This window comes from Peribacillus sp. FSL M8-0224, assembly GCF_038003055.1.
GTDB classification, from domain to species: domain Bacteria; phylum Bacillota; class Bacilli; order Bacillales; family DSM-1321; genus Peribacillus; species Peribacillus frigoritolerans.
In genome coordinates this window covers 79383-104216 of record NZ_JBBOOJ010000001.1, presented here as the reverse complement: position 1 = coordinate 104216, position 24834 = coordinate 79383, and the positions used below count along the sequence as shown (strand labels likewise).

Annotated in this window: 21 protein-coding genes, 1 pseudogene and 1 riboswitch; of the genes and pseudogenes, 8 read left to right on the top strand and 14 right to left on the bottom strand. The window is 39.1% G+C overall.

All coding sequences use genetic code 11. The features are described 5' to 3' along the window. Positions 1-3: 3 nt before the first annotated feature. The 3 genes from MKX49_RS00500 to MKX49_RS00490 form a co-directional block, all read right to left on the bottom strand. On the bottom strand, positions 4-2058 hold the full coding sequence (locus tag MKX49_RS00500) for a carbon starvation CstA family protein (RefSeq protein WP_340874211.1): 2055 nt from the start codon (positions 2056-2058) through the stop codon (positions 4-6). A 377-nt stretch (positions 2059-2435) separates the two neighbouring features. Further along, the gene (locus MKX49_RS00495) at positions 2436-4226 is read right to left on the bottom strand and encodes an ABC transporter ATP-binding protein (RefSeq protein WP_340874210.1); all 1791 of its coding nucleotides are present in this window, start codon (positions 4224-4226) and stop codon (positions 2436-2438) included. After that, entirely contained in the window at positions 4201-5949 is a 1749-nt protein-coding gene (locus tag MKX49_RS00490) for an ABC transporter ATP-binding protein (protein WP_340874209.1), read from the bottom strand. Before MKX49_RS00490 ends, MKX49_RS00495 begins: the two co-directional genes overlap by 26 nt. A 447-nt stretch (positions 5950-6396) precedes the next feature. On the opposite strand from MKX49_RS00490, the gene MKX49_RS00485 reads away from it, so the two are divergent. Then, the gene (locus MKX49_RS00485; RefSeq protein ID WP_340874208.1) at positions 6397-6957 is read left to right on the top strand and encodes a nitroreductase family protein; all 561 of its coding nucleotides are present in this window, start codon (positions 6397-6399) and stop codon (positions 6955-6957) included. Positions 6958-7526: 569 nt separating this feature from the next. Here the strand turns inward: MKX49_RS00485 and MKX49_RS00480 are convergent. Beyond that, positions 7527-8873 (bottom strand): aspartate kinase, encoded by a 1347-nt coding sequence (locus tag MKX49_RS00480; RefSeq protein ID WP_340874207.1) that lies wholly within the window; start codon positions 8871-8873, stop codon positions 7527-7529. Positions 8874-9075: 202 nt separating this feature from the next. Next, on the bottom strand, positions 9076-9576 hold the full coding sequence (gene queF, locus MKX49_RS00475; protein WP_034305880.1) for a preQ(1) synthase: 501 nt from the start codon (positions 9574-9576) through the stop codon (positions 9076-9078). 104 nt (positions 9577-9680) lie between these two features. Continuing rightward, positions 9681-9726, bottom strand: a riboswitch (PreQ1 riboswitch). Between the two features lie 151 nt (positions 9727-9877). Here queF and MKX49_RS00470 point away from each other — a divergent pair. After that, on the top strand, positions 9878-10714 hold the full coding sequence (locus tag MKX49_RS00470; RefSeq protein WP_048684990.1) for an EamA family transporter: 837 nt from the start codon (positions 9878-9880) through the stop codon (positions 10712-10714). Between the two features lie 94 nt (positions 10715-10808). Further along, positions 10809-11099 (top strand): BA3454 family stress response protein, encoded by a 291-nt coding sequence (locus MKX49_RS00465; RefSeq protein ID WP_340874206.1) that lies wholly within the window; start codon positions 10809-10811, stop codon positions 11097-11099. Between the two features lie 486 nt (positions 11100-11585). On the opposite strand, the gene MKX49_RS00460 is transcribed toward MKX49_RS00465, so the two are convergent. From MKX49_RS00460 to MKX49_RS00440, 5 genes are all read right to left on the bottom strand, one after another. Further along, positions 11586-12035, bottom strand: coding sequence for a YfmQ family protein (locus tag MKX49_RS00460; RefSeq protein ID WP_340874205.1), 450 nt, complete (start codon positions 12033-12035; stop codon positions 11586-11588). A gap of 454 nt (positions 12036-12489) precedes the next feature. Next, positions 12490-12933: a disulfide oxidoreductase gene (locus MKX49_RS00455; protein WP_340874204.1), complete on the bottom strand. Its 444-nt coding sequence runs from the start codon at positions 12931-12933 to the stop codon at positions 12490-12492. After that, positions 12933-13613 (bottom strand): DsbA family protein, encoded by a 681-nt coding sequence (locus tag MKX49_RS00450; protein ID WP_340874202.1) that lies wholly within the window; start codon positions 13611-13613, stop codon positions 12933-12935. The genes MKX49_RS00455 and MKX49_RS00450 overlap by 1 nt, the downstream gene beginning before the upstream one ends. A gap of 45 nt (positions 13614-13658) precedes the next feature. Beyond that, positions 13659-14756 carry a copper resistance D family protein gene (locus tag MKX49_RS00445; RefSeq protein WP_340874201.1) on the bottom strand — a complete coding sequence of 366 codons (1098 nt, stop codon included), beginning with the start codon at positions 14754-14756 and terminating at the stop codon, positions 13659-13661. A gap of 3 nt (positions 14757-14759) precedes the next feature. Beyond that, a complete protein-coding gene (locus MKX49_RS00440) occupies positions 14760-15326 on the bottom strand; it encodes a copper resistance CopC family protein (RefSeq protein ID WP_340874199.1) in 567 nt (188 codons plus the stop codon). 115 nt (positions 15327-15441) lie between these two features. Here MKX49_RS00440 and MKX49_RS00435 point away from each other — a divergent pair, with 115 nt between their 5' ends. Both MKX49_RS00435 and MKX49_RS00430 read left to right on the top strand, forming a co-directional pair. Further along, positions 15442-15762 (top strand): ArsR/SmtB family transcription factor, encoded by a 321-nt coding sequence (locus MKX49_RS00435; RefSeq protein ID WP_340874197.1) that lies wholly within the window; start codon positions 15442-15444, stop codon positions 15760-15762. 11 nt (positions 15763-15773) lie between these two features. Further along, positions 15774-18476 (top strand): heavy metal translocating P-type ATPase, encoded by a 2703-nt coding sequence (locus tag MKX49_RS00430; RefSeq protein WP_445670074.1) that lies wholly within the window; start codon positions 15774-15776, stop codon positions 18474-18476. Positions 18477-18900: 424 nt separating this feature from the next. Here MKX49_RS00430 and MKX49_RS00425 read toward each other — a convergent pair whose 3' ends face one another. Further along, a complete protein-coding gene (locus tag MKX49_RS00425; protein ID WP_340874195.1) occupies positions 18901-19068 on the bottom strand; it encodes a hypothetical protein in 168 nt (55 codons plus the stop codon). 68 nt (positions 19069-19136) lie between these two features. Beyond that, positions 19137-19271, bottom strand: coding sequence for a hypothetical protein (locus MKX49_RS00420; protein WP_340874193.1), 135 nt, complete (start codon positions 19269-19271; stop codon positions 19137-19139). A gap of 227 nt (positions 19272-19498) precedes the next feature. Between MKX49_RS00420 and MKX49_RS00415 the strand changes: the two are divergent. The 3 genes and pseudogenes from MKX49_RS00415 to MKX49_RS00405 all read left to right on the top strand — a co-directional run. Next, a pseudogene (locus tag MKX49_RS00415) lies at positions 19499-19645 on the top strand (IS4 family transposase); the annotation flags it as partial. A 267-nt stretch (positions 19646-19912) separates the two neighbouring features. After that, on the top strand, positions 19913-20281 hold the full coding sequence (locus MKX49_RS00410; protein ID WP_340874191.1) for an ArsR/SmtB family transcription factor: 369 nt from the start codon (positions 19913-19915) through the stop codon (positions 20279-20281). Further along, complete coding sequence (locus tag MKX49_RS00405) at positions 20274-22403, top strand: heavy metal translocating P-type ATPase (protein ID WP_340874189.1); 2130 nt, start codon at positions 20274-20276, stop codon at positions 22401-22403. The genes MKX49_RS00410 and MKX49_RS00405 overlap by 8 nt, the downstream gene beginning before the upstream one ends. Positions 22404-22754: 351 nt before the next feature. On the opposite strand, the gene MKX49_RS00400 is transcribed toward MKX49_RS00405, so the two are convergent. Together MKX49_RS00400 and MKX49_RS00395 are read right to left on the bottom strand one after the other, a co-directional pair. Next, on the bottom strand, positions 22755-23849 hold the full coding sequence (locus MKX49_RS00400) for a copper resistance D family protein (RefSeq protein WP_340874188.1): 1095 nt from the start codon (positions 23847-23849) through the stop codon (positions 22755-22757). Then, entirely contained in the window at positions 23846-24415 is a 570-nt protein-coding gene (locus MKX49_RS00395) for a copper resistance CopC family protein (protein ID WP_340874186.1), read from the bottom strand. The genes MKX49_RS00400 and MKX49_RS00395 overlap by 4 nt, the downstream gene beginning before the upstream one ends. Between the last annotated feature and the right edge of the window lie 419 nt (positions 24416-24834).

Genomic DNA, 24834 nt, shown 5'->3' with positions numbered 1-24834 from the left:
CCCTTATGACGACCTTGATACATAAGGCGTTTCATGTAAATCTATTTTCTGGTTCTTCAAGACTTTTATCCATAACCTAATGGCAGAAATCAGGACCGTGATCACCACGATCATGAAGATGGCACATAGGGCAGCATCCACATAATCATTGACGATAACCCGCTTCATCTCGGCCAGATTGGCTGCCGGAGCAAGAACTTCCCCGCTATCATAAGCCTCTTTAAATTTATCCTTATGTGCTAAAAAGCCAATTGCCGGGTTTTCGTGGAACAGCTTTTGCCACCCTGCCGTCATGGTCACTATCAACAAGAATGTAGTGGGCACAAGAGTGACCCATGTGTACGCTTTTTTGCCCATTTTGAAAAGGACCGTCGTCCCAAGCAGCAATGCAATGGCGGAAAGCATCTGATTCGCAATTCCAAACAATGGCCAAAGGGTATTGATTCCGCCAAGAGGATCAATGACCCCTTGATAAAGGAAGTACCCCCAACCGATTACACAAATGGCAGTCGCAATTATATTGGGCAGCCATTTATTCGTTTCGGCAAATGGTTTGTAAAAGGTGCCGATGATATCCTGTATCATAAAACGTCCCACCCTGGTTCCTGCATCAATCGTGGTTAATATGAACAATGCCTCGAACAGTATCGCGAAATGATACCAGAACGCCATCAGGGACGCACCCCCAATCACTTGGGAGAAGATATGGGCCATGCCGATTGCAAAGGTTGGAGCTCCTCCAGTACGGGATATAATTGTCTCTTCCCCAACATCGTCTGCAAGGCCGGTAATCATCTCAGGTGTCACAAGGAAACCCCAATCTGATATCGTAGCAGCCACTTGCGCTGGTTCCGTTCCCACAACGGCCCCCGGGCTGTTAATGGCAAAATAGATGCCTGGCGTCAATACACAGGCGGCAATCATCGCCATGATGGCTACAAAGGATTCAGTCAACATCGCCCCGTATCCGATTGGACGTGCATGTGATTCGCGTTCAATCATTTTAGGAGTTGTACCTGAGGAAACGAGTGCATGGAATCCCGATACCGCTCCACAAGCGATCGTAATGAATAGGAACGGGAATAAATTGCCGGAAAATACAGGTCCCGTTCCATCGATGAATTGAGTGACGGCAGGCATTTCAAGGCTCGGCATGACAATAAAGATACCAAGTGCAAGTCCGATGATCGTACCGATTTTCAAGAATGTACTTAAATAATCACGCGGTGCCAATAACATCCATACAGGCAAAACGGAGGCAACGAAACCATAGACAATCAACATGATGGCAATCGTTTCCCCGCTGAAAGTGAACATTGGCGCCAATGTTGCACTCTCGGCTACAAAGCGGCCGAAATATAACGCGAGCATCAAAAGTATGATTCCGATAATCGACCCTTCACCAACCCGTCCCGGCCTTATATAACGCATGTAAATGCCCATCAGGACTGCAATCGGTATGGTCGAGGCAATCGTGAACATTCCCCACGGACTGCCCACCAGCGCTTTTACGACAACCAGGGCAAGTACCGCCAGTAAAATGATCATGATACCGAGGATACCGATCATCGCTATCAAGCCTGTAATCGGTCCAATCTCCTCTTTGATCATCTCTCCCAAAGATTTGCCGTTACGGCGCATCGAACCGAAAAGAATGATGAAATCCTGTACGGCACCAGCCAAAACAACTCCGACTACAAGCCATAGCGTCCCTGGCAAATATCCCATCTGCGCTGCAAGGATAGGGCCTACGAGAGGTCCAGCTCCGGCAATTGCTGCAAAGTGGTGGCCAAACAACACCCATTTGTTTGTAGGTACATAATCTTTCCCATCATTATTCGCTTCCGATGGAGTCTGGCGATTGTCATCTAGCTCAAACACTTTCCGTGCAATGAATTTACTATAAAAGCGGTATGCAATTGAATAAACACAGAGTGCCGCAGTAACAATCCACATGGCATTGATGCTTTCCCCCCGGTTTAGCGCGACGAAACCAAAGCTCACCGCACCCAATGCAGATATGATCCCCCAAAGAATAACAGACTTAAGCGCTTTCATTTTTTTCCATCTCCTCTCTATCGATCTAGTGTACAACTATAAAAAAACCTTCATTTATAAGGGGTCAGGGCAGTATTTCTCCCCGTACCCATTAAATTTAAAGAATTTTATATATATTCTGAATTATATGTTACCATAAGGTTTTTTAGCAATAGCAATTTAGTCAATTTGTAAAGTATTTTCCATTATTTTGTCGATAATTCCCTCCTTTCCCACTTTGGTGGAATCAATGATTTCCATGCTTTATAAAAATCGTATTGTGTGAACGCATTTTTAGAAGATTCATCATTAAATGAACGGGATGCAATCCCCAAGTTTATGATGCTCATTATGGGACCAACACAAAAAATGCGCGCCGGATGGCACACATTTTTTCTTTATCCTATCTGATTTTCCCTTAATGAGCTGCGGTTTAGATCGTAATAAAAACCCCTCTGCCGCAACAATTCATCATGGGATCCTTTTTCAATGATCCTTCCTTCATCAAGTACGAGGATTTGATCACTTTGCTGAATTGTATTCAATCTGTGGGCAATGACAAAACTTGTCCTTCCCTCCATCAAGCGCTGTAATGCTTCCTGGATTTTAAGCTCGGTTATCGTATCTATGCTACTTGTCGCTTCATCCAAAATCAATAAAACGGGATCCGCTAAAATAGCCCTGGCAATCGATATTAGCTGGCGCTGCCCCTGACTTATTCCACTGCCATCTTGATTCAAGATGGTATCGTATCGATCTGGCAGTTTCATGATAAAGGAATGGGCATTGGCAAGCTTGGCTGCATTCACCACTTCTTCATCTTCCGCCTCCAGCCGGCCGTAGCGGATATTTTCACGAATCGTACCTTGAAACAAGAAGGAATCCTGTAAAACGAAGCCCATATGCTTACGGAGACTGGACCTCGTCACCTGTTGGATATCCTGGCCGTCAATCAATATCCGGCCGCTGTTCGGCTCGTAAAAACGGGCAAGAAGATTAATGATCGTGGTCTTACCTGCCCCCGTGGGACCTACAAGCGCGACGGTCTCCCCTTTTTTTGCATGGAAACTAACATCATATATCGTTTGCTCCTCATCATTATACGAAAAGGAAACACCCTCAAAGTCCACCTCACCGCGGACTTCACGAAGTTCAGAAGCCTGTTTCTCATCCACTTCTTCTTCTTTTTCATCAAGTATGGCGAAAACCCGTTCAGCACCGGCAACAGCTGAGAGGAGTGTATTGAATTGGTTAGCCAGGTCATTGAGCGGACGGGTGAATTGCCTTGAGTACTCTGTGAAGATGACAATGACCCCGATGGAAACCGTACCTATGCCACTCAGCGCCAAAAACCCGCCGACAGCGGCTATTACCGTGAAACTTAAGTTGTTCAGTAAATTCATCAGTTTTGGGATCAGCCCTGAGTATGATTGTGATAGGAATCCGGCTTTCTTTAAATTTTCACTCCGGATGATAAAATCACGGATCACTTTATCTTCCTGTGAAAAAGCCTTTACGATCCGTTGTCCGGAAATCGTTTCTTCTATAAACCCATTCAGTTCTCCAAGGTTCTTCTGCTGTGCTTTAAACAGCTTTCCCGTCCTGTTCGTTATCCACTTCAGACCGAAGAACATGAGAGGAACGATGAATAAGGTTAAAATAGTTAATAAAGGGCTCAAATACAGCATGACTCCGATCGTCCCGACAAGTGTCAGCACACTTGAAAAGATCTGGATGACGGAACTATTCAAAGTGGAACTGACATTTTCAATATCATTCGTGACCCTACTCATCAACTCCCCGTGCTGACGCCGATCAAAAAAGGGAATGGACAACTGGTGAAGCTTTTTGAATAGTTGATTGCGCATCGCATAAACCGTATCCTGTGCAATTCCGATCATCCAATAATTCTGAAGCCACATGGAAAGGGAATAAAATATGTAGACTCCGAGAAGCCCTAAAAGAAGGCTGATCAGCCCCCCGCTATCTCTTGTGACAATATAATCATCAATGGCCATCCCAACAAGAAAGGGTCCAAGCAATCCCAAAACCGAGCTTATCAGTACCATGAAAAGGACACAAAATAGCAGGCTTTTATTCGTTGCCAAGTAGGGAATGATCCTTTTTACCGTATTCCAGGAGTTGACCGGTTTAGACTTTGCCTTATCGGGGGATATTCTTCGACTCAAGCGAAATCCCCTCCTCCCCAAACTGTGAGTGAACGATTTTTCGATAAAGATCGCTTGTTTGCATCAAATCCTGATGTTTCCCCAGCGCAAGGACTTGACCGCTTTCCAGCAACAAGATTTTGTCAGCCTCCATGGCTGTACTGATTTTTTGTGTAATGATGAGCGTTGTGCATGTATAGTCCTTTAAAGCGGCAAGCAATTTACTTTCCGTCTTCAAATCCAAGGCACTTGTACTATCATCCAGAAGGAGAATCTTCGGTTTGCGCACCAATGCTCTTGCAATCGATAAGCGCTGCTTTTGCCCTCCCGAAAGGTTCACTCCTTTTTGCCCTAACTGGGTTTCATATTGCTTCGGAAGTTTCATTACGGTCTCATGGACCTGAGCATGCATGGCCGCAGCCATGATTTCCTCCATCGAGGCACCCTCTTTTCCCCAAGCGACATTATTTTTTATGGTCCCCGAAAAAAGCAGGGCCTCTTGCGGTACATAGCCGATCCTGTTCCGCAGCGAATTCAAGGGAATATCTTTCAGATCTTGGCCATCAATTTGAATGGAGCCGATTTCAACTTCATATAATCTCGGAATCAGCTGAAACAGTGATGTTTTCCCTGATCCTGTCGCTCCTATGATGGCAAGCGATTCTCCCGGATCGATGGAGAAGGTCAGGTTTTTCAATATCGGGGTTTCGGTTCCAGGATAGCGGAAAGATACATCCAGAAACTTAATGCCTCCCCCATTGACGGCCCCACTCTTGCTTTCCGCCTTACCTTCATCAATATCTATCGGGGTTTCAAATATTTCCGTCACACGTTCCGCTGAAGCCTTTGCACGGGAAATGACCATGATCAGCCATGAAAAAACGGAAAGGGATGCCGCGATCCTCGTGGCATAGTTGACAATCGCCACAACTTCCCCTACCTGTATATCTCCCGTTGTTATAAATTCACTTCCAAGCCAGAGAATGATCAGAATCGCCACATTCATGACAAGCATCAGCACAGGCATCGTCGTTTCAATTAAACGAAGGGAAGACACAGTCTTTCTTTTCAACTCTTCATTCGCATCGTCAAATCGGCCGATTTCATGCTCCTTACGAAGAAAAGCTTTGATCAAGCGCATGCCTATCAGGTTTTCCCTCATGACTCCATTGACATTATCGAGTTTTTTCTGGACGAGCTTAAACAGATTAGCCGCCCGCTTCATAACCCATCCCAAGAAGAAAACCAGAACCGGAATTGAAATGACCAATACGAGGGATAATTTCAAATCGACCGCAATAGCCATGATCGCTCCGCCGATTACGATCAACGGCGCCCTTGCCATGATACGCAAGCCCATAAAAATCGTATTTTGAAGTTGGGTAACATCATTCGTCATCCTTGTGATCAACGAGGAAGTCGGGATATTATTCAAGTTCGCAAAAGAAAACGCCTGTATTTTACCAAAAAGGCTTTTCCTGACATCATGTCCAAAGCTTTGACTTACATGTGATGCCGTAAATGAATTAACGATCCCGCCAAGAAATGAAAAAACGGAAAGTCCAACCATGACACTTCCCCATTTAATCACCACCGATAAATCTTTCTGCAAAATGCCATCATCAATGATTTTTGCTATAAATAGAGGTTGTAATAGCTCTACCCCGAGCTCGACAATCATTAAGGATAAAGCAAGAATGATCAAAAGCCAGTATGGCTTAAGAAATGAGGACAATTTTTTCATCTATGACACCTTCGATTCTCCGTATGTAAATAGCATCTTTTCATCCTCTCATTATACATTTTTATACAGATTTTTTAAAAGATTTTAACTGTTTTAAAGCATTGGTAAATATCTTGAATTTTTTTTATAAATACCCTTGACAAATAACAGGAAATAAGCGAAAATTCTAATTGATAATGATTTTCAATTTCATTATCGATCTCTGAAATTTGATAAGCAATTACGATATTCTCTTATCGTACCCTTTTGATATTGTACATAGATACAATGTCGCCCCGGCTTCTCTGTGCCTAGTAAAATTATATGCTCATTAGCGAATGCAAGTCACTAGAATATTGCCCCCTCTTTATTCAAGTAATTTATTCACATTGGAAGCATATTAGGCAGCCGGGGATTATTTTTTTCAACTATTAAACTTACATATATGATTAAAGGAGCAGGATGATCATGAAACTAGAAGATATCATTAAAGAACGGCGCAGCATCAAACGATTTAAGGACATTCCTGTTCCTATTGATACCATCCAATCATTATTGGAAACTTCGACATGGGCACCGAACCATAAAATGACCCAGCCATGGCGCTTCGTCGTGGTGCATGGTGATAGCCGTTTAAAACTCGCAGAAGCAACACGTGCATTCATGGAAGGCAAAGAGAAGGACCCTGAAAAGAAAAAAGCAGCCGGACAGCGAGGATATAATAAACTCATAGGTGTACCGATGTTTGTCGCAGTGATCATGGAAGAGAATCCGAATCCCATGACACGTGAAGAAGATTATGCGGCTACAAGTGCCTTGATCCAGAATTTCAGCCTGCTTGCCTGGGAACAGGGAATCGGGATGATATGGGAAACATACGGCATGATACACAGCATGGAGTTTCGTGAAGCTTTGGGCGTGAACCCAGGCGAGAAGATCGTCGGCAGCCTTCACGTTGGCTATCCCGATATGATCCCTGCCCCGCGTCCAAGGAACGCGATCGATCAACTCCTGACCATTATGGACTAACATAAAAGGAAAGCCTCCAATCTTCCAGTTGGAGTCTCAGACTGTAGACAAACTCGATGAAAACCGGGTTTTCTACAGTTTTTTTATGCTTTTACAATTTGAACGTTGATTTCCCCTCCAGGCACTCGCTTTCGTCTCTAGACGCGCTTTTCCCGCAGGAGCCTCGTGCCTTACACTCCAATCACATATAGATAGAACTTATTCCTACATTCTTTTTTTGTATTATATAGAAGTATTTAACTAGGTGATAAGGATGCTTTCTAAACATGATTTTATTCAGCAAGATCATTTATAATTTGGTGTAAGATATGTATGAGGTTGGACCCCCCTTTTTATCCGCTTCAAGAGCGTCAACTCCGATCTCCTCCAATTGCATTTGCCACTTGTCATATGGGTATTAAATTAAAACAGACGCACTGAACCCTGCAGCGCGTCTGTTAGCTTGTAATGATTATCCCCACACAGTCATTGCCACTACCATAAAGAACCAGATAAAAAGGTATGTTTAGTGATTAAAAGATTAATCGCAAAAAACCCCCTTCTAAAAGGAGGTCCCTAAACGCTCATACTCAAAAGAACTCGTGATATAATGCCTGAATTGCCGTCTCTTCGTTGTGCCCTTTCACACCGAACATCATGCTTACCTCCGAAGAGCCCTGGTTGATCATCTCAATATTCACCTTTGCTTCGGCCAAGGCTTTTGACGCTCTTGCCGTTGTACCGACATTATGGCGCATTCCTTCCCCTACAACCATGATCAAGGCAAGATCATGCTCCACATTCACTTCATCGGCATGAAGCTCTTTCTTGATTCGGGAAATGATTTTCTTCTCGGCATCCCCTTTCATCTGGTCCTGCCTAAGAATAAGCGTCACATCATCGATGCCTGATGGAATATGCTCATATGAAACTCCATAATCCTCGAGGATGTGCAGCAGTTTCCGGCCAAAACCAACTTCCCGGTTCATCAAATATTTGCTAATGTAAATACTGCAAAATCCTTTATCACTCGCAATCCCAATAACCGGCCCGTTCGTATTATCCCGTGTATTCACAATGCGGGTCCCTTGTGCCGCCGGATTGTTCGTATTCTGGATATGGACAGGTATTCCCGCACGGAATGCAGGAATCAGCGCCTCATCATGAAATACCGAGAAACCTGCATAAGAAAGCTCACGCATCTCACGATAGGTTAGTTCCCGGATTCCCTTCGGATTGGAAACCACATTTGGATTCACCGCATAAACGGCATCCACGTCCGTAAAGTTCTCATACAAATCAGCCTTGACCCCATTAGCAAGAATCGAACCCGTAATATCGGAACCGCTTCTTGAGAAGGTTAACACATCACCATCTAACGTATATCCGAAGAATCCTGGAAATACAACGATTCCTGGCTCATCACGCAGAGCATATAACCGATCATAAGACTCTGGCAGCACCCTGGTAAATCCACCTTCATCCGTTACGATCAAGCCTGCCTTCTTCGGATTGATATACTGCGCCTCCACTCCAAGGCTTTGGAAATAACCTGCGACCAGCTTCGCATTATTATCCTCGCCACCGGCCTTCAAGGCATCCAGATAGCGCTTCGGGTTAGATTGATCTGCATGCAGCAGTGCCATTAAATTTTCATGAATCCCTGTGATGACACTCTCGGATATATCCAACTCTGCAGCAATGCTCGCATAGCGGGATACAACATCTTCTATCAAATGCTCTCCGTTATCCCCGCGCAGCTGCTGTTCCGCAGCTTCAATCAATAAATCCGTTACCTTTATATCATCGGAATTGCGTTTTCCTGGAGCGGAAACGACCACAATCTTCCTCTCTGGATCAGAAACAACAATTTCGAATACCTTCCTCAACTGTTCACCTGACGCAAGTGAACTTCCACCAAACTTTGCAACTTTCATCTCGACATCCCCTATTTTCGTAAATATTCTGTCAAAATTAACTCTCCCTATTATTACGCTTTTTCTCGAAACAATCAAGTGGAAATTCCATTATAGGAGGACATTTGTACTTTTAAAAAGGACAGAATGACAGAACCACTGATCGAAATTAGCTATAACTAAAAAAAAGACAACGGGCATATGCCCATTGTCTCTCCATTCTTTAGCGATTATCCACGGTTTCCGGGTATAAGTCATGATTCATCAAGCGGTAATTCGCCATTTCCTCATACTTCGTACCTGGTTTCCCATAATTCGTGTAAGGGTCGATGGAAATTCCGCCCCTTGGTGTAAACTTGCCCCATACTTCAATATATTTAGGGTCCATCAATTCGATTAAATCATTCATGATGATGTTCATGCAGTCTTCATGGAAATCACCATGATTGCGGAAGCTGAATAAATAAAGTTTCAAAGACTTGCTTTCCACCATTTTCACACTGGGAATATAGCTGATGTAAATGGTAGCAAAGTCCGGCTGGCCCGTGATCGGACATAAACTAGTGAATTCCGGGCAATTGAATTTGACGAAATAATCCCGGTTCGGATGCTTGTTATCGAATGATTCAAGGATTTCAGGAGCATAGTCGAATGTATATTTTGTTCCTTGATTCCCAAGCAGTGTGATATCTTTTTTTAATTCTTCTTCTTTTCTTCCAGACATGAAAAGTCCTCCTAATCCCACATTTCAGGGAGATTCATAAAATGGGCCTCTATATAACAAAAACCATATCTCCTCAAAGATATGGTTGATTCGCGAAAAATATCAAAGCCATAGTTTTTTTAAGAGGGTGATGCTATGAACCTCTCCCGTATATCGGGAAATATTTTAAAATTGTCATAGTAAATATAGAAAAAATAATCTAATCTGTCAATCATACATTTTAAATTTGGTTTGATTCTTGATGGCATTCAGCTTAAAATGTAGAAGAAGTTTATCCTACACGAAGGAAGAGATTAAGTCAATGTGGATTTTTGCAGCACTCATCACGAGTTTATGCTTCGGAATCAATAACAGCATTTTTAAATGGAGCAGCGGAAAAGGGTATTCCAAGATACATATCCAATTTTTCTTTTATTTTTCAGCATTTATTTTGTCCATTGTTTATGGAGTATTAATGGATGGTTTGCAGATGAACTGGCTGTCCATCATGCTTGGTGCAGCAATTGGTGTACTGAACGCCAATGGTAACATCCAGATGGCAAGCGCCTTTGAAAAGGGTCCGGCAAGCTTGACATCTCCATTAATCGCAGCGAATGCCATATTCCCCATTCTCTGTGCAGCTTTAATTTTTCACGAACATATTTCTTCCTTGCAGTGGAGTGGAATCGCCTGCATGTTTATCGCTACATTAGTCATCCAATATACACCTAATGCAAAAGGTAATCATCAATATGTCCCATGGATGATGCACACATTACTCTCCATCTTATCTTTTGGTGTGCTCGGCATTCTTATGACGACATCAACACGTCTTCATTTAAACTCCCTTGATATCCTTGTATCAATGTATGGAGGCGGAATGCTTTATCTTCTTTCGGCTCTAGCCTTTAAAAAAGAAAAAATCAAGCTAAAGGAAGTCAAAATCGGTTCCTTAGTAGGCTTTTTAAGCATGATAGGCTATGGATGTTATTTCTTTGCGTTGAACACCGGCATCGCAAGCATCATTTTCCCTGTCGTCAGCCTGAACTGTTTGGTTGTCGTATTCGCTGGATGTTATATATTCAAGGAAAAACTAAAAACCTATCAAATTGCCGGTGTTCTAGCGGCATTAATCGGTATTATTTTAACTAAAATATAAATATAGTTCGTATAATAAAAACGACCTGGCTGTCATGTATTTAAGCCAGGTCGTTTTTTATTTAACCGGAAAATAGAGTAGGTCAAAAAAAAAAGTGTTGACACCTCCTGAAAAATATCAGATAATTTTGAATATTAACTTTCTCGATTTTACTGCTTTTGAAATGTTTGATTATCCTTCTGCCACGGGTATAAAAGAAATAGGTACAACCACCTCATTTAATTCTGAATCAGGAAAGGAAAGATGCATAATGGTAAAAGTTACAGTAACAGTTGATTTCCAAGGAAAATCTTATCAAACTAACGTCCTAACTAAACCGGGTACTGATCATGAAGTAATTTTACAACAAGCCCTTCATCAAGTTGAAAAACAATGGAAAGCATAAAAAAGCAGGCATCGCAATAGATACCTGCTTTTTTTTACCTTAAATACTATCCAAAATACTTTTCATATGCACGATTAACGACCCTCTTGCAGCAATTCCCTCCTGCTTAAAAACACTTTTAATTATTATTATTCAAAAGACACTAAAATTAAGATGTCAGTTTGTGTACTAGAATTTTTTATTATGAAAAAATTCCCAATTGAAATGGGATTATATAATAAAAGTCTTTTAAAAAGACGGTCTTTTAAAGGCGCGTCTCAGCTGTAGACAATTTAACCGTTAATTTCCACTCCAGGCACTCGCTTTCCGCGGGCGGTCAGGAGCCTCCTCGGTGCCTTTGCGCCTGCGGGGTCTCCCTTGGACTCGCTTTTCCCGCAGGAGTCTCGCATCTTCCGTTCCAATCAACTTTGTTTTAAATTTTAGTTAGAACCCTTTTGTTTGCAAACTCAAAGACGGTCTTTTAAGGACCGTCTTTTTAATGTTCTATTAAACTAAATTTCTTATTAATGGCATGGAACGTTCTTGGAGGCTATCGGAAAACAGACTATAAGAAATGAGCTTCTTCCTGTACTGTTTAACTACATCCACACGGTCGCTGTAAATATATACAAATAACCTAACATCCTTTTTGCCTCTTTTAGTATCAATGACCAATGGAGTCCCGCTGTTCTCTGGATGTAAAAACAATTGCTCGTTCCCTGGGAATATATGATTTTTCTTCAAAAACCTAGCTTTATTAAAATAATTAATAACTTGAATTTTTTCTTCACCTTCTAAACGTTTTCCGTCAAAGGTTACGATCGCATTCCCGCCACTAATTTCTGCGTGTATTTTAAATTTGCTGATAATCCAATTAACTGCATCGGTTGGAAGACAGGAAACCAATATTTTTAACAAACTTAAGATAATTGTCAAAATCAAAACCGGCAAAGTCAATTCATCATCTCCGCTACATTTATAAATTAATTCTTATATCACTTATTATATCAAAAGGGGCTGACCGTTTTTCTTAGTAGATGTGTCCGTTCTATTAACGTTTCACATTAGTTATACCGCTGTACTTAAACTAACGGGTTCTCGAAGAAGGGCATTAGATAATCAAACTATTATTTAAAAGTGTATACTAAATCAAAAAAAAGAATCCATTTTTGAATCATTTGATTACAAAAATGGATTTTTATATACAACTAATATGTTTATTCAGGAGGAACCTTTGATCTAAAAGTAAAACATAGTTTTCTAGCTAAAGCCATTAGGACAAAGCCAAACTCTGTACATTTAGAAAATGGGCTAAGCAGCTTCAAGTACGTTTAAACAAAATAAAGGAAATTATCTTTGAAATTAACTCAATTCATCCCCTGCTTCATTACTGACATTTCCACCGGCAATATTAAAGATTTTTTTTAATATTTTGCTTTTTCACGAGAACCATACAAACAATAATCAAAGTAAAGGCCGTTAAGGCTAAAAATGGGATGGTTACAAAGCCAAACCAGTTAATATATTGGGCATTACATGGCACACCGTTAACACAAGGCTTTATTCCTGCAAAACTCGGAACTTTTTGTATCAAGTAATGGTAAAAAGAAATAAACCACCCAATAATCGCCATAGGCAATACAAACTTCTTTACTGATGAGTCATTTTGAAAGGTGCCAATTCCAAGTATTAAAGCTAAAGGATACATTAATATGCGTTGGAACCAACATAGTTCACATGGAATAAAACCCCGGATTTCACTAAAATAAAGACTCCCTAGCGTAGCCACTGTTGAAACAAGCCATGCTAAATAGAGAAAAAATTGTCTATTGAATCCCGCCATATCTTCCTTCATTATTCATTACCTTCTAGCTCTTGCTCAATAAGGCTTTTTATTTTTTCATAATCAAAAGGATCTTTTAGCAAAGTACCATTCACCACTATTGAAGGAGTTTGTTCTATTTTAAACTCTTCCACTAATTCTGTATCCTTATTTACTTCTTCCATCACTGATTCCTGTTCAATATCTGACTTCAATTTATCTGCATCAATGCCAGGTATACCATCAGCTACTTCAAGTATTTTCTCTTGCGTTATCCATAATCCATCATGATTTTGACTTGGCTGTTCCTTAAATAAACCTTTGTGAAAATCCCAATACGAATCTGGAGAGTTTTTAAAAACTGATTCAGCTGCGACTGCACCTAACTGTGATTCCTCTCCGTGAAATAGTGTATTTATATAAGAAAATTTCACTTTTCCAGTATCAACATAATCTTCAACTAACTTAGGGAAAACCGTTTCTCCCCATGCCTTACAAGATGGACATTTGAAATCACCAAATTCTACAACGGATATAGTGGCATCTGCTTTTCCTATAGTCGGCTGTCCTTCAATAGGAGGTTTTTTTCCTGTGGGAGATTCATTGGTTGTTTCTGATTTCAAATTATTAATAACAACAAGTGCAGCTATTATTGCCAAAATAACAGTAGTGAGTATAACTGCAATTTTAAAACTAGAATTTTTACTTTTCATCTCATTTCACCTCATATATGTATTTTAATTAATGATTTTCAAACTTTATTGTATGCTAACCATTAAAGTTAAATAACTAGTTACGACGCATAGTACGCTCATCGTGAAACTCAAAAGAATAGGAGCCCTTTTTATGTATGACATTACGGTTAACCCTAAAAAAATTAATCCGGCTATCAATAACATCCCACTATCAATTCCTATATTTAGGACAATTTCCAAATCGCGCGTTATGATTCCTTGATAGAAAAGGTCAAACAATCGAGAAACTCCAGAAGATGCTACTGTCGTTTCAACATCATGCGGGGGAGATTGTTGCCCTAATACTGCCGTTACTGAAAAAATCAAGAATACGATTACACTTTCGGATTTTGTCCAAGGGATTGGGTTAAAGCTTTCATTTTTTCTTAACCTTTTTCTCATCAGAATACTATTTATAAAGGCATACGCCAACAATGGAATGATTAGCAAATGTTTAATTAAAAGTGCTTGTCCATAAGGAAGGATCCAAGCATTTGCATAATCATTAAAATCAATCACGATGCTCATTAAGAATAGTCCCGATATAGCCGTTATAAGAAAACAAATTATCGCTACCGGTGTAAACCATTTTAAGAAGTTTAACCAATTTAAATGATTTTTTGAAAACCAACTAACTATAATTAATATCCCGACCCAAAGTGTAACAGCAAGAAAATGAGCTGTATGTGCAAGGAATCCTTTCCATTGTTCTATGGAACTGGCATGACTGGACCAACCTAATGCAAGAATTAATACAAAAGTAAAAACGATACCTATGTATGTATATAAAAGTTTCTTTCGATAATCAAACCAAACGATATAAACAAATAATATATTCGTAAGGATATAGGTGAAAATCCATGCTTTTCCCACCTCAAAAGTAAAGAGGACAGATTGAAAGGTTTGTCCTAATCCAACATCCTGATGTAGAACCAAAATCAGTTGCAAAACAGGGATAAACGAAAAAATGGCTATACCTGCTGTTGCAATCATTAACACACCTTTAGGTACGTTAATATCTGGACGATAGGCACTTGGTACAAGACGTAGAACAAAACTGCCTATAAGCAAGGAGAAACAAAGATATAGTATTGGTTCACTAATCATTCCCAAGGTAAGCATATACTATTTTTTCCTCCTCACGAGCCATAGGAAACTCCCTACTGCCAGTACAAATAAAACACCAACAATGGACGGAATAACGTAAGAAGGAATGTTACTTTGTTTAACTTTTACCTTCTGTTCAGGTGGTGTATTTGTAGTTTCCTTACTCTCTTCAGTTTTTACAGGATCCTCTTGTACCGATTCCTCCTGGTTATCATTTGAGGATTCATCACCAGGGACCTTCACTGAGAAAGCAAATTCTCCTTCAATTGGATGTCCATCCGCGCCAATGATCTCCCAATCCACTTTATAATTCCCATTCTCTAAGGGCTGGAGGAAAGTGGCCCACATTTCATTACCTTCAATTACAAAATTTCCAAGATTAACAGGTTCTCCCTTTGAATTTAAAACATTAACCTTACTTGTCTGTTCCACTTTTGTTTGAAAAATGAGAGTCAGTTCCTGTATTGGCTTCGTTAGTACTTCACCATCTTTAGGTGTCGAGTCCTTCAAACCAGTATGCGCCAGTGCTTGACTTGAGAATAAGGTAAAGAGAAGTAAAAATAATAAAGAAACTTTTTTTGCCATCCCACAGACTCCTTATAAATATTTTATTTGTTCAGATTGACACATATATTAACCGTTGCTAATATGATGATAACAAAACACATTAGTCCTGTCTAATATGTGTTAGGAGGTAATTATGCAGAATCTTGATATAGACCTTAAGGTAAAAATGATTCACGGATTTTCTAATAAAACAAGGATTCATATTCTCGAAAGTATAAAGAATCAAGAAAAAACGGTTTCTGAAATTGTAGAAGAAGTCAGTGGGAATCAATCGAATATTTCACAACACCTTGCGTGTTTAAAGGGTTGTGGAATTATTGTAGGAAGGAACGAAGGGAAATACTGCTACTATAGTCTACGTAATCAACAAATACGAGATTTATTGACGATGTTCGATGTCGTTCTTGCAGATGTCCAAAATGATGTTTCATGTTGTGAGCGACAAATAGATTAGGAGTGTATAAAATGGCTGACAAATGCTGTAACTCAACTAACGATACAAAAAATACAGAAAATAAGACGGAAAGTTGTTGTAGTCCTGCTGTTAATTTAAATATAAAAAAAGAAGACTCAAGTTGTTGTGCCAGTAACAACGATTCAGTAAATACCTTTAAGTCAATACCTGTTTTAATTCAAGGGAAAACTAGTTGTTGCAGCAGTGAAACATCCAAGGAAACAGGGAATGACCTAGAAAAAGGAGACTGTTGCAGCATTCTCCAAACGATTGAACATACACCAGAAACTAATAGTAGTTGTTGCAGTGAAACAATGACGAATGAAGATAAAAATCCAGTGAAAACAAGCTGTTGCAGTAGTAATGAACATCAGACAATAGAGACATTCTTAAATCCACTTCCTTCTGGCGAGAAGATGGCATACAGAGTTCAAGGAATGGATTGTCCTGCTTGTGCAAAAACCATTGAAAAAGGATTAAGCGCTTTAAAAGATATTGAAGAAGTAAAAGTCAATTACAACACAGCAAAAATGCAGGTAGCTGCAAGCAACCTTGATGCCTTTATCCCGATCGAGCGTGAAATCAAAAAGCTTGGATATTCTGTTGAGCCCTTAAATCAAACAGGGAATGTAAAAACGTTCGCAATTGAAGGCATGGATTGTAGTAGTTGTGCTAAGAGCATTGAAAATCACTTGAATACCCATCCATCCGTTAATAATGTCATTGTTAATTTCTCGACTGGTAAAATGAAAATTGACCATTCCAATAGTGTCGAAGATATTATTTCTGAGGTTTCTAAAATTGGTTATAAAGCTTCCTTACAATCGAGAAATATACCGGTACAACCTACAAAAAACAAAAACGAAAATGCCTTAATCATAATGTCTGGTGTATTTATTGCCCTCGGTTTTATTGGTTCTTTTAATGGTGTTTCTACTTTGATGAGCACAATATTGTATGCCATTGCAATGGTGATAAGTGGTTATAAGCCTGCTCGAAGTGCATTCTATGCCATTAAAAGTCGTTCATTAGATATGAATGTTCTAATGTCTGTTGCGGCAATTGGGGCAGCTCTCATTGGTGAATGGCTAGAAGGGGCTACCGTAGTATGGCTATTTGCGATTGGAAACTTGCTGCAAACAAAATCCATTGAGCGGACAAGAAACTCCATTCGTAACCTTATGGAATTAGCACCTCCTGAAGCTTGGGTCAAAGTTGGTTCTGAGTTAATCAAGAAGCCGGTTGAAGAAATATCCATCGGTGATACGATCATTGTCAAACCAGGCGATAAAATTCCATTAGACGGGGAAATCATTCAAGGAGAATCAAGCGTCAATCAGGCTCCCATTACAGGAGAGTCCATTCCTGTAGATAAGGAAATTGGGGATATCGTATATGCAGGAACTATAAATGAAAATGGTTCCCTTGAGATAAAAGTAACGAAATTAGTTGAAGATACAACCATATCAAAAATCATTCACTTAGTGGAGGAAGCTCAGGAACAAAAAGCCCCAACTGAAGCCTTTGTAGATAAATTCGCAAGTATTTATACACCTATAGTATTCGTTTTAGCATTGATCATTATGGTGTTTCCCCCTTTACTTGGGTTTGGCACTTGGGGAGAATGGTTTTATAAAGGGCTTGAGCTATTGGTTGTAGCGTGTCCTTGCGCCTTAGTAATTTCCACTCCTGTCGCAATCGTATCAGCCATTGGAAACGCGGCGAAGCACGGAGTCTTAATTAAAGGGGGAACGTTTTTAGAAAAAGCAGGGGCCATCACCGCCATCGCCTTTGATAAAACGGGCACTTTGACTGAGGGAAAGCCCAAAGTATCTGAAATCAAGACGTTCAACGGTTCTGAAGAGGAATTACTATCGATCGCTTTGACACTAGAAGATTACTCCACACATCCTATAGCCAAGGCAATTGTACGATATACAAACGAAAAAGGCATTCACTCTAAAAAGGGTGAATTATTCAAGAGTATTGTTGGCAAGGGTGTTCAAGCAACTATTGAAGACACTGTTTTTTATGCCGGTAATCTTAAACTATTTGAAGAAATCAATGTATCTGTAGATGATGTAAAGCACGATGTTTTGGAAATGCAAAATAAAGGAAAAACCGTAGTTATTATAGGAACACAACAGCAAATAATCGGGTTAATTGCTGTTTCTGATACTTTAAGAGAAACAACGGTTTCGGCTTTAGAGGGATTAAAACAAAGTGGAATAAACCAAACGGTAATGTTGACTGGGGATAATGAAGGTACGGCTAAAATGATTGCTTCTGAAGGTAATATAAACCGTTATTTTGCTGAATTATTGCCTGAGGATAAAGTAACTGCCATAAAGAAATTACAAGACGAGGGTCATAAGGTAGCAATGGTAGGGGACGGAATCAATGATGCACCTGGACTTGCAACGGCTGATTTAGGCATTGCGATGGGCGGGGCAGGTACTGACACCGCAATGGAGACAGCAGATATTGTATTAATGGCTGATAATCTAGATAAACTTCCTCATACAATAAAGTTAAGCAGAAAGGCTTTAACTATTATCAAACAAAATATCTGGTTCTCCATAATAGTTAAAGTAATTGCATTGGCCCTAATCTTTCCTGGTTGGCTTACACTCTGGATGGCAGTATTAAGTGATACAGGTGCTGCTCTCATTGTTATTTTAAATGCATTAAGATTGTTAAAATTTAAAGAATAGATATTTCCGAGATGTTTCTCATAGAAACATCTCCTTTTTATATAAAAAGTCTTGTTAAAGAATTATGTTGATTTTCTTGTTCAATTATAAGATGCTATTGTGTTTAATAGTGGTTGATAGACATAAGAATTTCGAAGGGGCAATGGAGTTGCTAAAGCAACTCTTTTTCTTTTTGGAAATCCCTCAGTTAATTAAGTATTTCTTACGATTCGCAGGATTTCATTCCACTGGGTAGAGTAAGAAGATTGAATAAAAGGGACAACGGAAGTGTTATTGACATAAGATATATATTCTAATTATTTCAGCCAGGGCTAAGAGAGGACCAATTAAGCCCCCCCTCTTAGCCTTGCACGATTCATATGAAAACATGTCCCTATAGTGCCCTCACCTAACCGTAAGCTGTTTTTTTATATAAAACCATTTTCTATTGTTCATGTTTCCAACTTGTAGATTGTCCTGAAGAAGGGCAATTAGGAAATTTTTGTCCTGCCTTTAATTCAACATGATCCCCATCTGAATCAATATAATGACCTGTTTCCATTACGTTTTCACCAGTTTTATGAGAGTGATGATGTTCTTGATTATGAGCCATAAATATCCTCCTATTCACATTGTTAGAATGAAAACTTAACAATCATATAATGCCCTCAAAGTAAATCATTATTCATAATGTACAAATGTTTCCGTTTTGGCACCAATCTCGACTTCTCTAATAATTAGATCAGAAGTATTGTTAAAATTCATTTTTATATTGATAATATTCTTCTCGAGAACCTCCTGCAAAGAAATGTACATTGTTCGTTTAACCACCTAAAATTTAATTGCTTTTAGTATGTTCATAAAAGAAATAATGTATTTATGAAAAATTTTTGAAATACCTCCCATTTAGTTTAATGTACATTTGTTTACAATATTCCCATGACAGTCCCTACCCCATGCCCATCAAGCGAAGTTAAAATCATACCCTCAAAATGAAAAAACGCTATGCTTATCGTAAGAAGTTTACGAGAAAGGATGGCGTTTTGAATCGTATCATTTCAAATGAACTGAATCTTTTCGCACAAGAACTACTATACTTATCATCTCCAGTAATCCTACAAGATATCGCCAAACAAGTGGGCTTTGTAGAAGTGTTAGTTGAATATCTGGTCTCTCTTTTAAGCAGTCTTATTTAATATTTAATTAAACTAAACTAAGCGGCGGGAAAGCTCTCTTTAAGAATATTGATACTGTGATTAATCCCCCCCCTATTTATTAATGGGTTTTACTTTTTGGTAAGAAAACTTGTAATGACATGTTAACAGTTAAACATGCAAAGAAAAGGCAGCCTTTTTGTGTCTTTAGAGAAATATTTACTTCATTCAAATAAATGTTTGAATAATAAAAGGAATTGGGTATAATATAATCAAATAAACATTTGAATGAGGTGTGGTTGTATGAGTAAGAAAGATACCTGTGAAATATATTGCTATGACGAAGAAAAGGTCAATCGCATACAGGGGGAACTGGAAAAAGAGGACCTTTCTAGTGTTGCCCAATTATTTAAGGCTCTTGCAGATGAAAACAGATCAAAAATTTCCTATTCTTTATGCCAGGATGGAGAGCTTTGTGTATGTGACATCGCCAATATCATTGGTTCTACTGTCGCAACCGCATCCCACCACTTGCGGACCCTGCATAAGCAAGGGATCGTGAAATACCGCAAAGAAGGAAAGCTCGCGTTTTATTCTCTGGATGATGAACATATCAAACAGTTAATTGTGATTGCCTTAGCACATAAGAATGAGGTGAAAGTCAATGTCTGATCAGCAAGCAAAATTATCTGAAGAAGAAAAGAAAACCTATCGTGTTCAAGGATTCACTTGTACAAATTGTGCAGGTATCTTTGAAAACAACGTTAAACAATTACCAGGTGTTCAAGATGCTAAAGTAAACTTTGGAGCATCTAAAATTTATGTTCAAGGGAATACAACGATTGAGGAATTAGAAAAAGCAGGATCATTTGAAAATTTAAAAGTTCGAGACGAGAAAGATCAAAAGGTAGAACGTGAACCTTTTTGGAAGCAAAAAGAAAATATTAAAGTCTATATTTCGGCAATATTGCTAGTGGTTAGTTGGTTTCTTGGTAATCAATACGGGGAAGAGCATATTCTTCCGACGATTGGTTATGCAGCATCCATTTTAATTGGAGGGTATTCGTTATTTATTACAGGTCTAAAAAATCTAAGCAGATTTAAGTTCGATATGAATACGTTAATGACCATTGCCGTTTTAGGTGCTGCGGTGATTGGTGAATGGGGAGAAGGAGCAACAGTTGTCATCCTCTTTGCCATCAGTGAAGCATTAGAGCGTTATTCAATGGATAAAGCTCGTCAATCTATTGAATCATTGATGGATATTGCTCCAAAGGAAGCATTAATCCGTCGTGGAAATGAAGAGATGATGATTCACGTTGAAGATATTCAAGTCGACGATATTATGATAGTAAAACCTGGTCAAAAATTAGCGATGGATGGATTAGTTGTTAAAGGTACATCCACATTAAATCAGGCTGCGATTACGGGAGAGAGTGTTCCTGTAACCAAAACAATTGATGATGAGGTCTTCGCAGGAACATTGAATGAAGAAGGATTATTAGAGGTTAAAGTAACAAAACGGGTAGAAGATACGACTATTTCAAAAATCATTCATTTGGTGGAAGAAGCTCAAGCAGAACGGGCACCTTCTCAAGCGTTCGTTGATAAATTCGCGAAATACTATACACCAGCTATTGTTATTTTGGCGTTTTTGATTGCGGTTGTACCCCCATTATTCGGTGGGGACTGGAGTGAATGGATTTACCAAGGTTTAGCCGTATTAGTGGTTGGATGTCCGTGTGCATTAGTTGTTTCAACTCCAGTTGCAGTCGTTACGGCAATAGGAAATGCTGCTAAAAATGGTGTATTAATTAAAGGCGGTATCCATTTAGAAGAAGCAGGAGCCCTAAAAGCCATTGCTTTTGATAAAACAGGAACATTAACAAAAGGGATTCCAGCTGTAACAGACATCGTGACTTATGGTGGAAATGAAAATGAATTGCTTACCGTTACAGCAGCCATTGAAAAGGGATCACAGCATCCACTTGCTTCAGCGATTATGAGAAAAGCAGAAGAAAAAGGATTGAATTTTAATGGAGTGTCGGTTGAAGAGTTCCAATCCATTACAGGTAAAGGCGTAAAAGCAAAAGTAAATAATGAGATGTATTATGTAGGAAGTCCAAATCTTTTTGAAGAATTGCATCAATCAATTGAAAGTACAATCAAAGAAAAAATTACGCGTATGCAAACCGAAGGAAAAACCGTAATGGTGTTAGGAACGGAAAAAGAAATTCTATCTCTAATTGCCGTAGCAGATGAAATGAGAGAATCATCAAAAGAAGTCATCAGTAAATTGAATCGTATGGGAATTGAAACGGTGATGCTAACTGGTGATAACCAAAGAACCGCAGCAGCAATTGGAAAACAAGTTGGTGTTTCTGATATTAAAGCTGATCTACTACCGGAAGATAAGCTGAATTTCATTAAAGAACTTCGTGGTAAACATCAAAGTGTAGCAATGGTTGGGGATGGTGTCAATGATGCACCAGCACTTGCGGCATCTTCGGTTGGTGTGGCGATGGGTGGTGCTGGAACTGATACAGCATTAGAAACTGCTGATATCGCATTAATGTCTGATGACTTAAGCAAATTGCCATATACCATTAAATTAAGCCGTAAAGCTTTAACGATTATCAAGCAAAATATTACCTTTTCTTTAGCAATTAAATTACTAGCATTGCTGTTAGTTATGCCTGGTTGGTTAACACTATGGATAGCAATATTTGCTGATATGGGAGCAACCTTAATAGTAACATTAAACAGTTTACGCCTAATACGGGTAAAGGAATAAAGATCAATAAAGGCTTCCCAAATGGGAAGCCTTTATTAAACGATCCGAATGCCATTACTCCCGTATCAAACGATATAACTCACCTACATTTGAAAACATGGAGTTGATTAAAGTTAGGGAAAATTTTTTCAGCAATTGAAGCATTTTTTCGTAACGAATATTGATGATATCTTTGTTTTGATGCTGTGTTATAGCAAGCTTGGAGAATCAATATATTTTAACGAGGTTTTAAAGGTCCATTTGTTCATCAAAAAACGGTCTTAAAACCTTAACTTGGTTTTAAGACCGTAGTAACAATTCCCCCGGCTAATTGGGCTTTATGGAAAATGTGTGATCTCCCCATACTTATTCTTATTGAATACTGAACATGAGCGACAAGTATATGGAGATAACAAGAAATAAACTCAAAAATAAAGACGCGGCAGGAACCTTTTTGATATATGACCATAAAACAAGGATGAAGAAAATGGCCGAGATACCAAACAAGGATATGTTCATGAAATTAAGCTCAAATTGAACTGGCAACGACGGTGGTAGTGTTCCACCATAGATATACTGAAACAAAGGAGAAACTCCACTACCATTCACCGTCGTTTCAATCTCTTTCGGTGGCTCTTGCTGCCCTAGAACGGCTGTGGCTGTAAAAATCAGCAATAACAAAATGCTCTCTGCCTTTGTCCAGGGCTTTGGATTAAAGTTTGATCCTTTTTGAAGGTGTTTTTTTATCCAAAAACCATTAATGTAAGCAAATATCAAGATTGGTACGATGATTACATGCTTAATTAATAAAGCCTGTCCATAGTTCAGCATCCAAGAGTTTGCATAATCTTTGGCATCCACGATAAGAGACATAATCAGAAATCCTGATAGGATTGTCAGCCCAAGACAAATGATGGCTGTTGGTGTAAACCATTTTAAGAACGCTAACCAATTCTCCTGATTTTTTGAAAACCAGCTGACAATTAACAGTGTTCCTACCCATACACTCACCGCTGTAAAGTGAATCGAATGATAAATAAAACCTGTCGACTCATTTAGAGACGCAGGATGGCTGGCCCACCCAATCGTGAAAATGAGTAAAACGAGAAATATAACAGAAATAAACGAATACCTCTTATTTTTTAACACAGGAAAGAAGGTCACGAACAGGTAAAAGAAAACCGAAATGATGAAGGTGATGATCCACGCCTTCCCAACTCTAAAGCTTAAAAAAACATCTTGAACTCTTAAAGAAATACCCGTGTCATTAAATAGCATAAAGATTAAATAAAGTACTGGCATTAAAGAGAACAGCATAATGCCTATTATGGAAAATTGAAGCCATCCTTTATGAATATGAATCGATGGCCTTTTGGTTGATGGTATCAAATGCATGATAAACGTTCCCATCAATAAAGAAAAACTTAAATATAATAATGTTTCAGTAAGATATAACGCGTAGATCATTTTTTTCCTTTTCTCATCAACCAGACAGTCACGAAAATCGCTACAACAAGTAAAATTCCGACTAGTATCGGCATGAAGTTAGCATTCGATTGAGATTCTTCTTCCACATCACTTGCAGCTGGTGCTTGTTCTGATGCCTTTTCTGGTTCTTCGATTGTTTGAGATTTATCTTCATCCGATTTTGTTGGGGACTCGGTACTCTCCTTATTTGCATTCGCTTTCGCCACAGTAAAACCATATTCCCCATCGATGATGTGTCCGTCTTCCCCGATGATATTCCATTTCACTGTATACTTTCCGTTTTCTAACGGTTCATTAGATGCACCGGTCAATTTATTTCCATCCACTTTAATGTCTGAAACCGGGATTTCCTTTTCACCATCTAAAAGTAAAGTGAAGGAACTGCCAGTCTCCAATCCCGTTTCAAACTCCATTGTGATTTCCTGAATTTCCTCTGTTATCGTGTCTCCATTTGATGGAGAAGACTTCTCTAACCCGGTATGTGCAGATACTGAAGTAGAGAAAGCGAACAGCAGAAAGAATAAAATATAGAATGACTTTTTCAAAATAAATGACCTCCTTATTTTCACCAGAAATTCCATCTAGTGATTAAAACCATTATGCAGTCTTTATTATCTGCAAAAAACTAACTTTTCAAAATGAAAAACAGGCTCTTTACCATGAGAAAATAATCTTCTCATTTTGATGTCCACTTACTATAATTGCTTCTTTGGCCTGATATGTAATCCAGTTGGTAAGTAGTATGCCCAATCTTCTTAAACAAAAAGATTCAAGTACCGAACCCCCTTTTAGAGGATGGATTCGTGTACTCTGCACATGATTTTCTTTAATATCATCACCAAAATCTCTCCACTTCTGACTCCCCATTATCAACAAGCTAATGTCCAATGGCTCTACCAACATCAATTTTATTGGTCAAATGTGAAGAAAGAATGAAGAATAATGGTATATTTATAAGCATTTA

Coding starts and splice junctions, on each gene's coding strand:
- MKX49_RS00500 (WP_340874211.1), bottom strand. CDS start 2,058: ATGAAAGCGCTTAAGTCTGTTATTCTTTGGGGGATCATATCTGCATTG.
- MKX49_RS00490 (WP_340874209.1), bottom strand. CDS start 5,949: ATGAAAAAATTGTCCTCATTTCTTAAGCCATACTGGCTTTTGATCATT.
- MKX49_RS00485 (WP_340874208.1), top strand. CDS start 6,397: ATGAAACTAGAAGATATCATTAAAGAACGGCGCAGCATCAAACGATTT.
- MKX49_RS00480 (WP_340874207.1), bottom strand. CDS start 8,873: ATGAAAGTTGCAAAGTTTGGTGGAAGTTCACTTGCGTCAGGTGAACAG.
- queF (WP_034305880.1), bottom strand. CDS start 9,576: ATGTCTGGAAGAAAAGAAGAAGAATTAAAAAAAGATATCACACTGCTT.
- MKX49_RS00470 (WP_048684990.1), top strand. CDS start 9,878: ATGTGGATTTTTGCAGCACTCATCACGAGTTTATGCTTCGGAATCAAT.
- MKX49_RS00455 (WP_340874204.1), bottom strand. CDS start 12,933: ATGAAGGAAGATATGGCGGGATTCAATAGACAATTTTTTCTCTATTTA.
- MKX49_RS00450 (WP_340874202.1), bottom strand. CDS start 13,613: ATGAAAAGTAAAAATTCTAGTTTTAAAATTGCAGTTATACTCACTACT.
- MKX49_RS00445 (WP_340874201.1), bottom strand. CDS start 14,756: ATGCTTACCTTGGGAATGATTAGTGAACCAATACTATATCTTTGTTTC.
- MKX49_RS00440 (WP_340874199.1), bottom strand. CDS start 15,326: ATGGCAAAAAAAGTTTCTTTATTATTTTTACTTCTCTTTACCTTATTC.
- MKX49_RS00435 (WP_340874197.1), top strand. CDS start 15,442: ATGCAGAATCTTGATATAGACCTTAAGGTAAAAATGATTCACGGATTT.
- MKX49_RS00430 (WP_445670074.1), top strand. CDS start 15,774: ATGGCTGACAAATGCTGTAACTCAACTAACGATACAAAAAATACAGAA.
- MKX49_RS00425 (WP_340874195.1), bottom strand. CDS start 19,068: ATGGCTCATAATCAAGAACATCATCACTCTCATAAAACTGGTGAAAAC.
- MKX49_RS00420 (WP_340874193.1), bottom strand. CDS start 19,271: ATGTACATTTCTTTGCAGGAGGTTCTCGAGAAGAATATTATCAATATA.
- MKX49_RS00410 (WP_340874191.1), top strand. CDS start 19,913: ATGAGTAAGAAAGATACCTGTGAAATATATTGCTATGACGAAGAAAAG.
- MKX49_RS00405 (WP_340874189.1), top strand. CDS start 20,274: ATGTCTGATCAGCAAGCAAAATTATCTGAAGAAGAAAAGAAAACCTAT.
- MKX49_RS00400 (WP_340874188.1), bottom strand. CDS start 23,849: ATGATCTACGCGTTATATCTTACTGAAACATTATTATATTTAAGTTTT.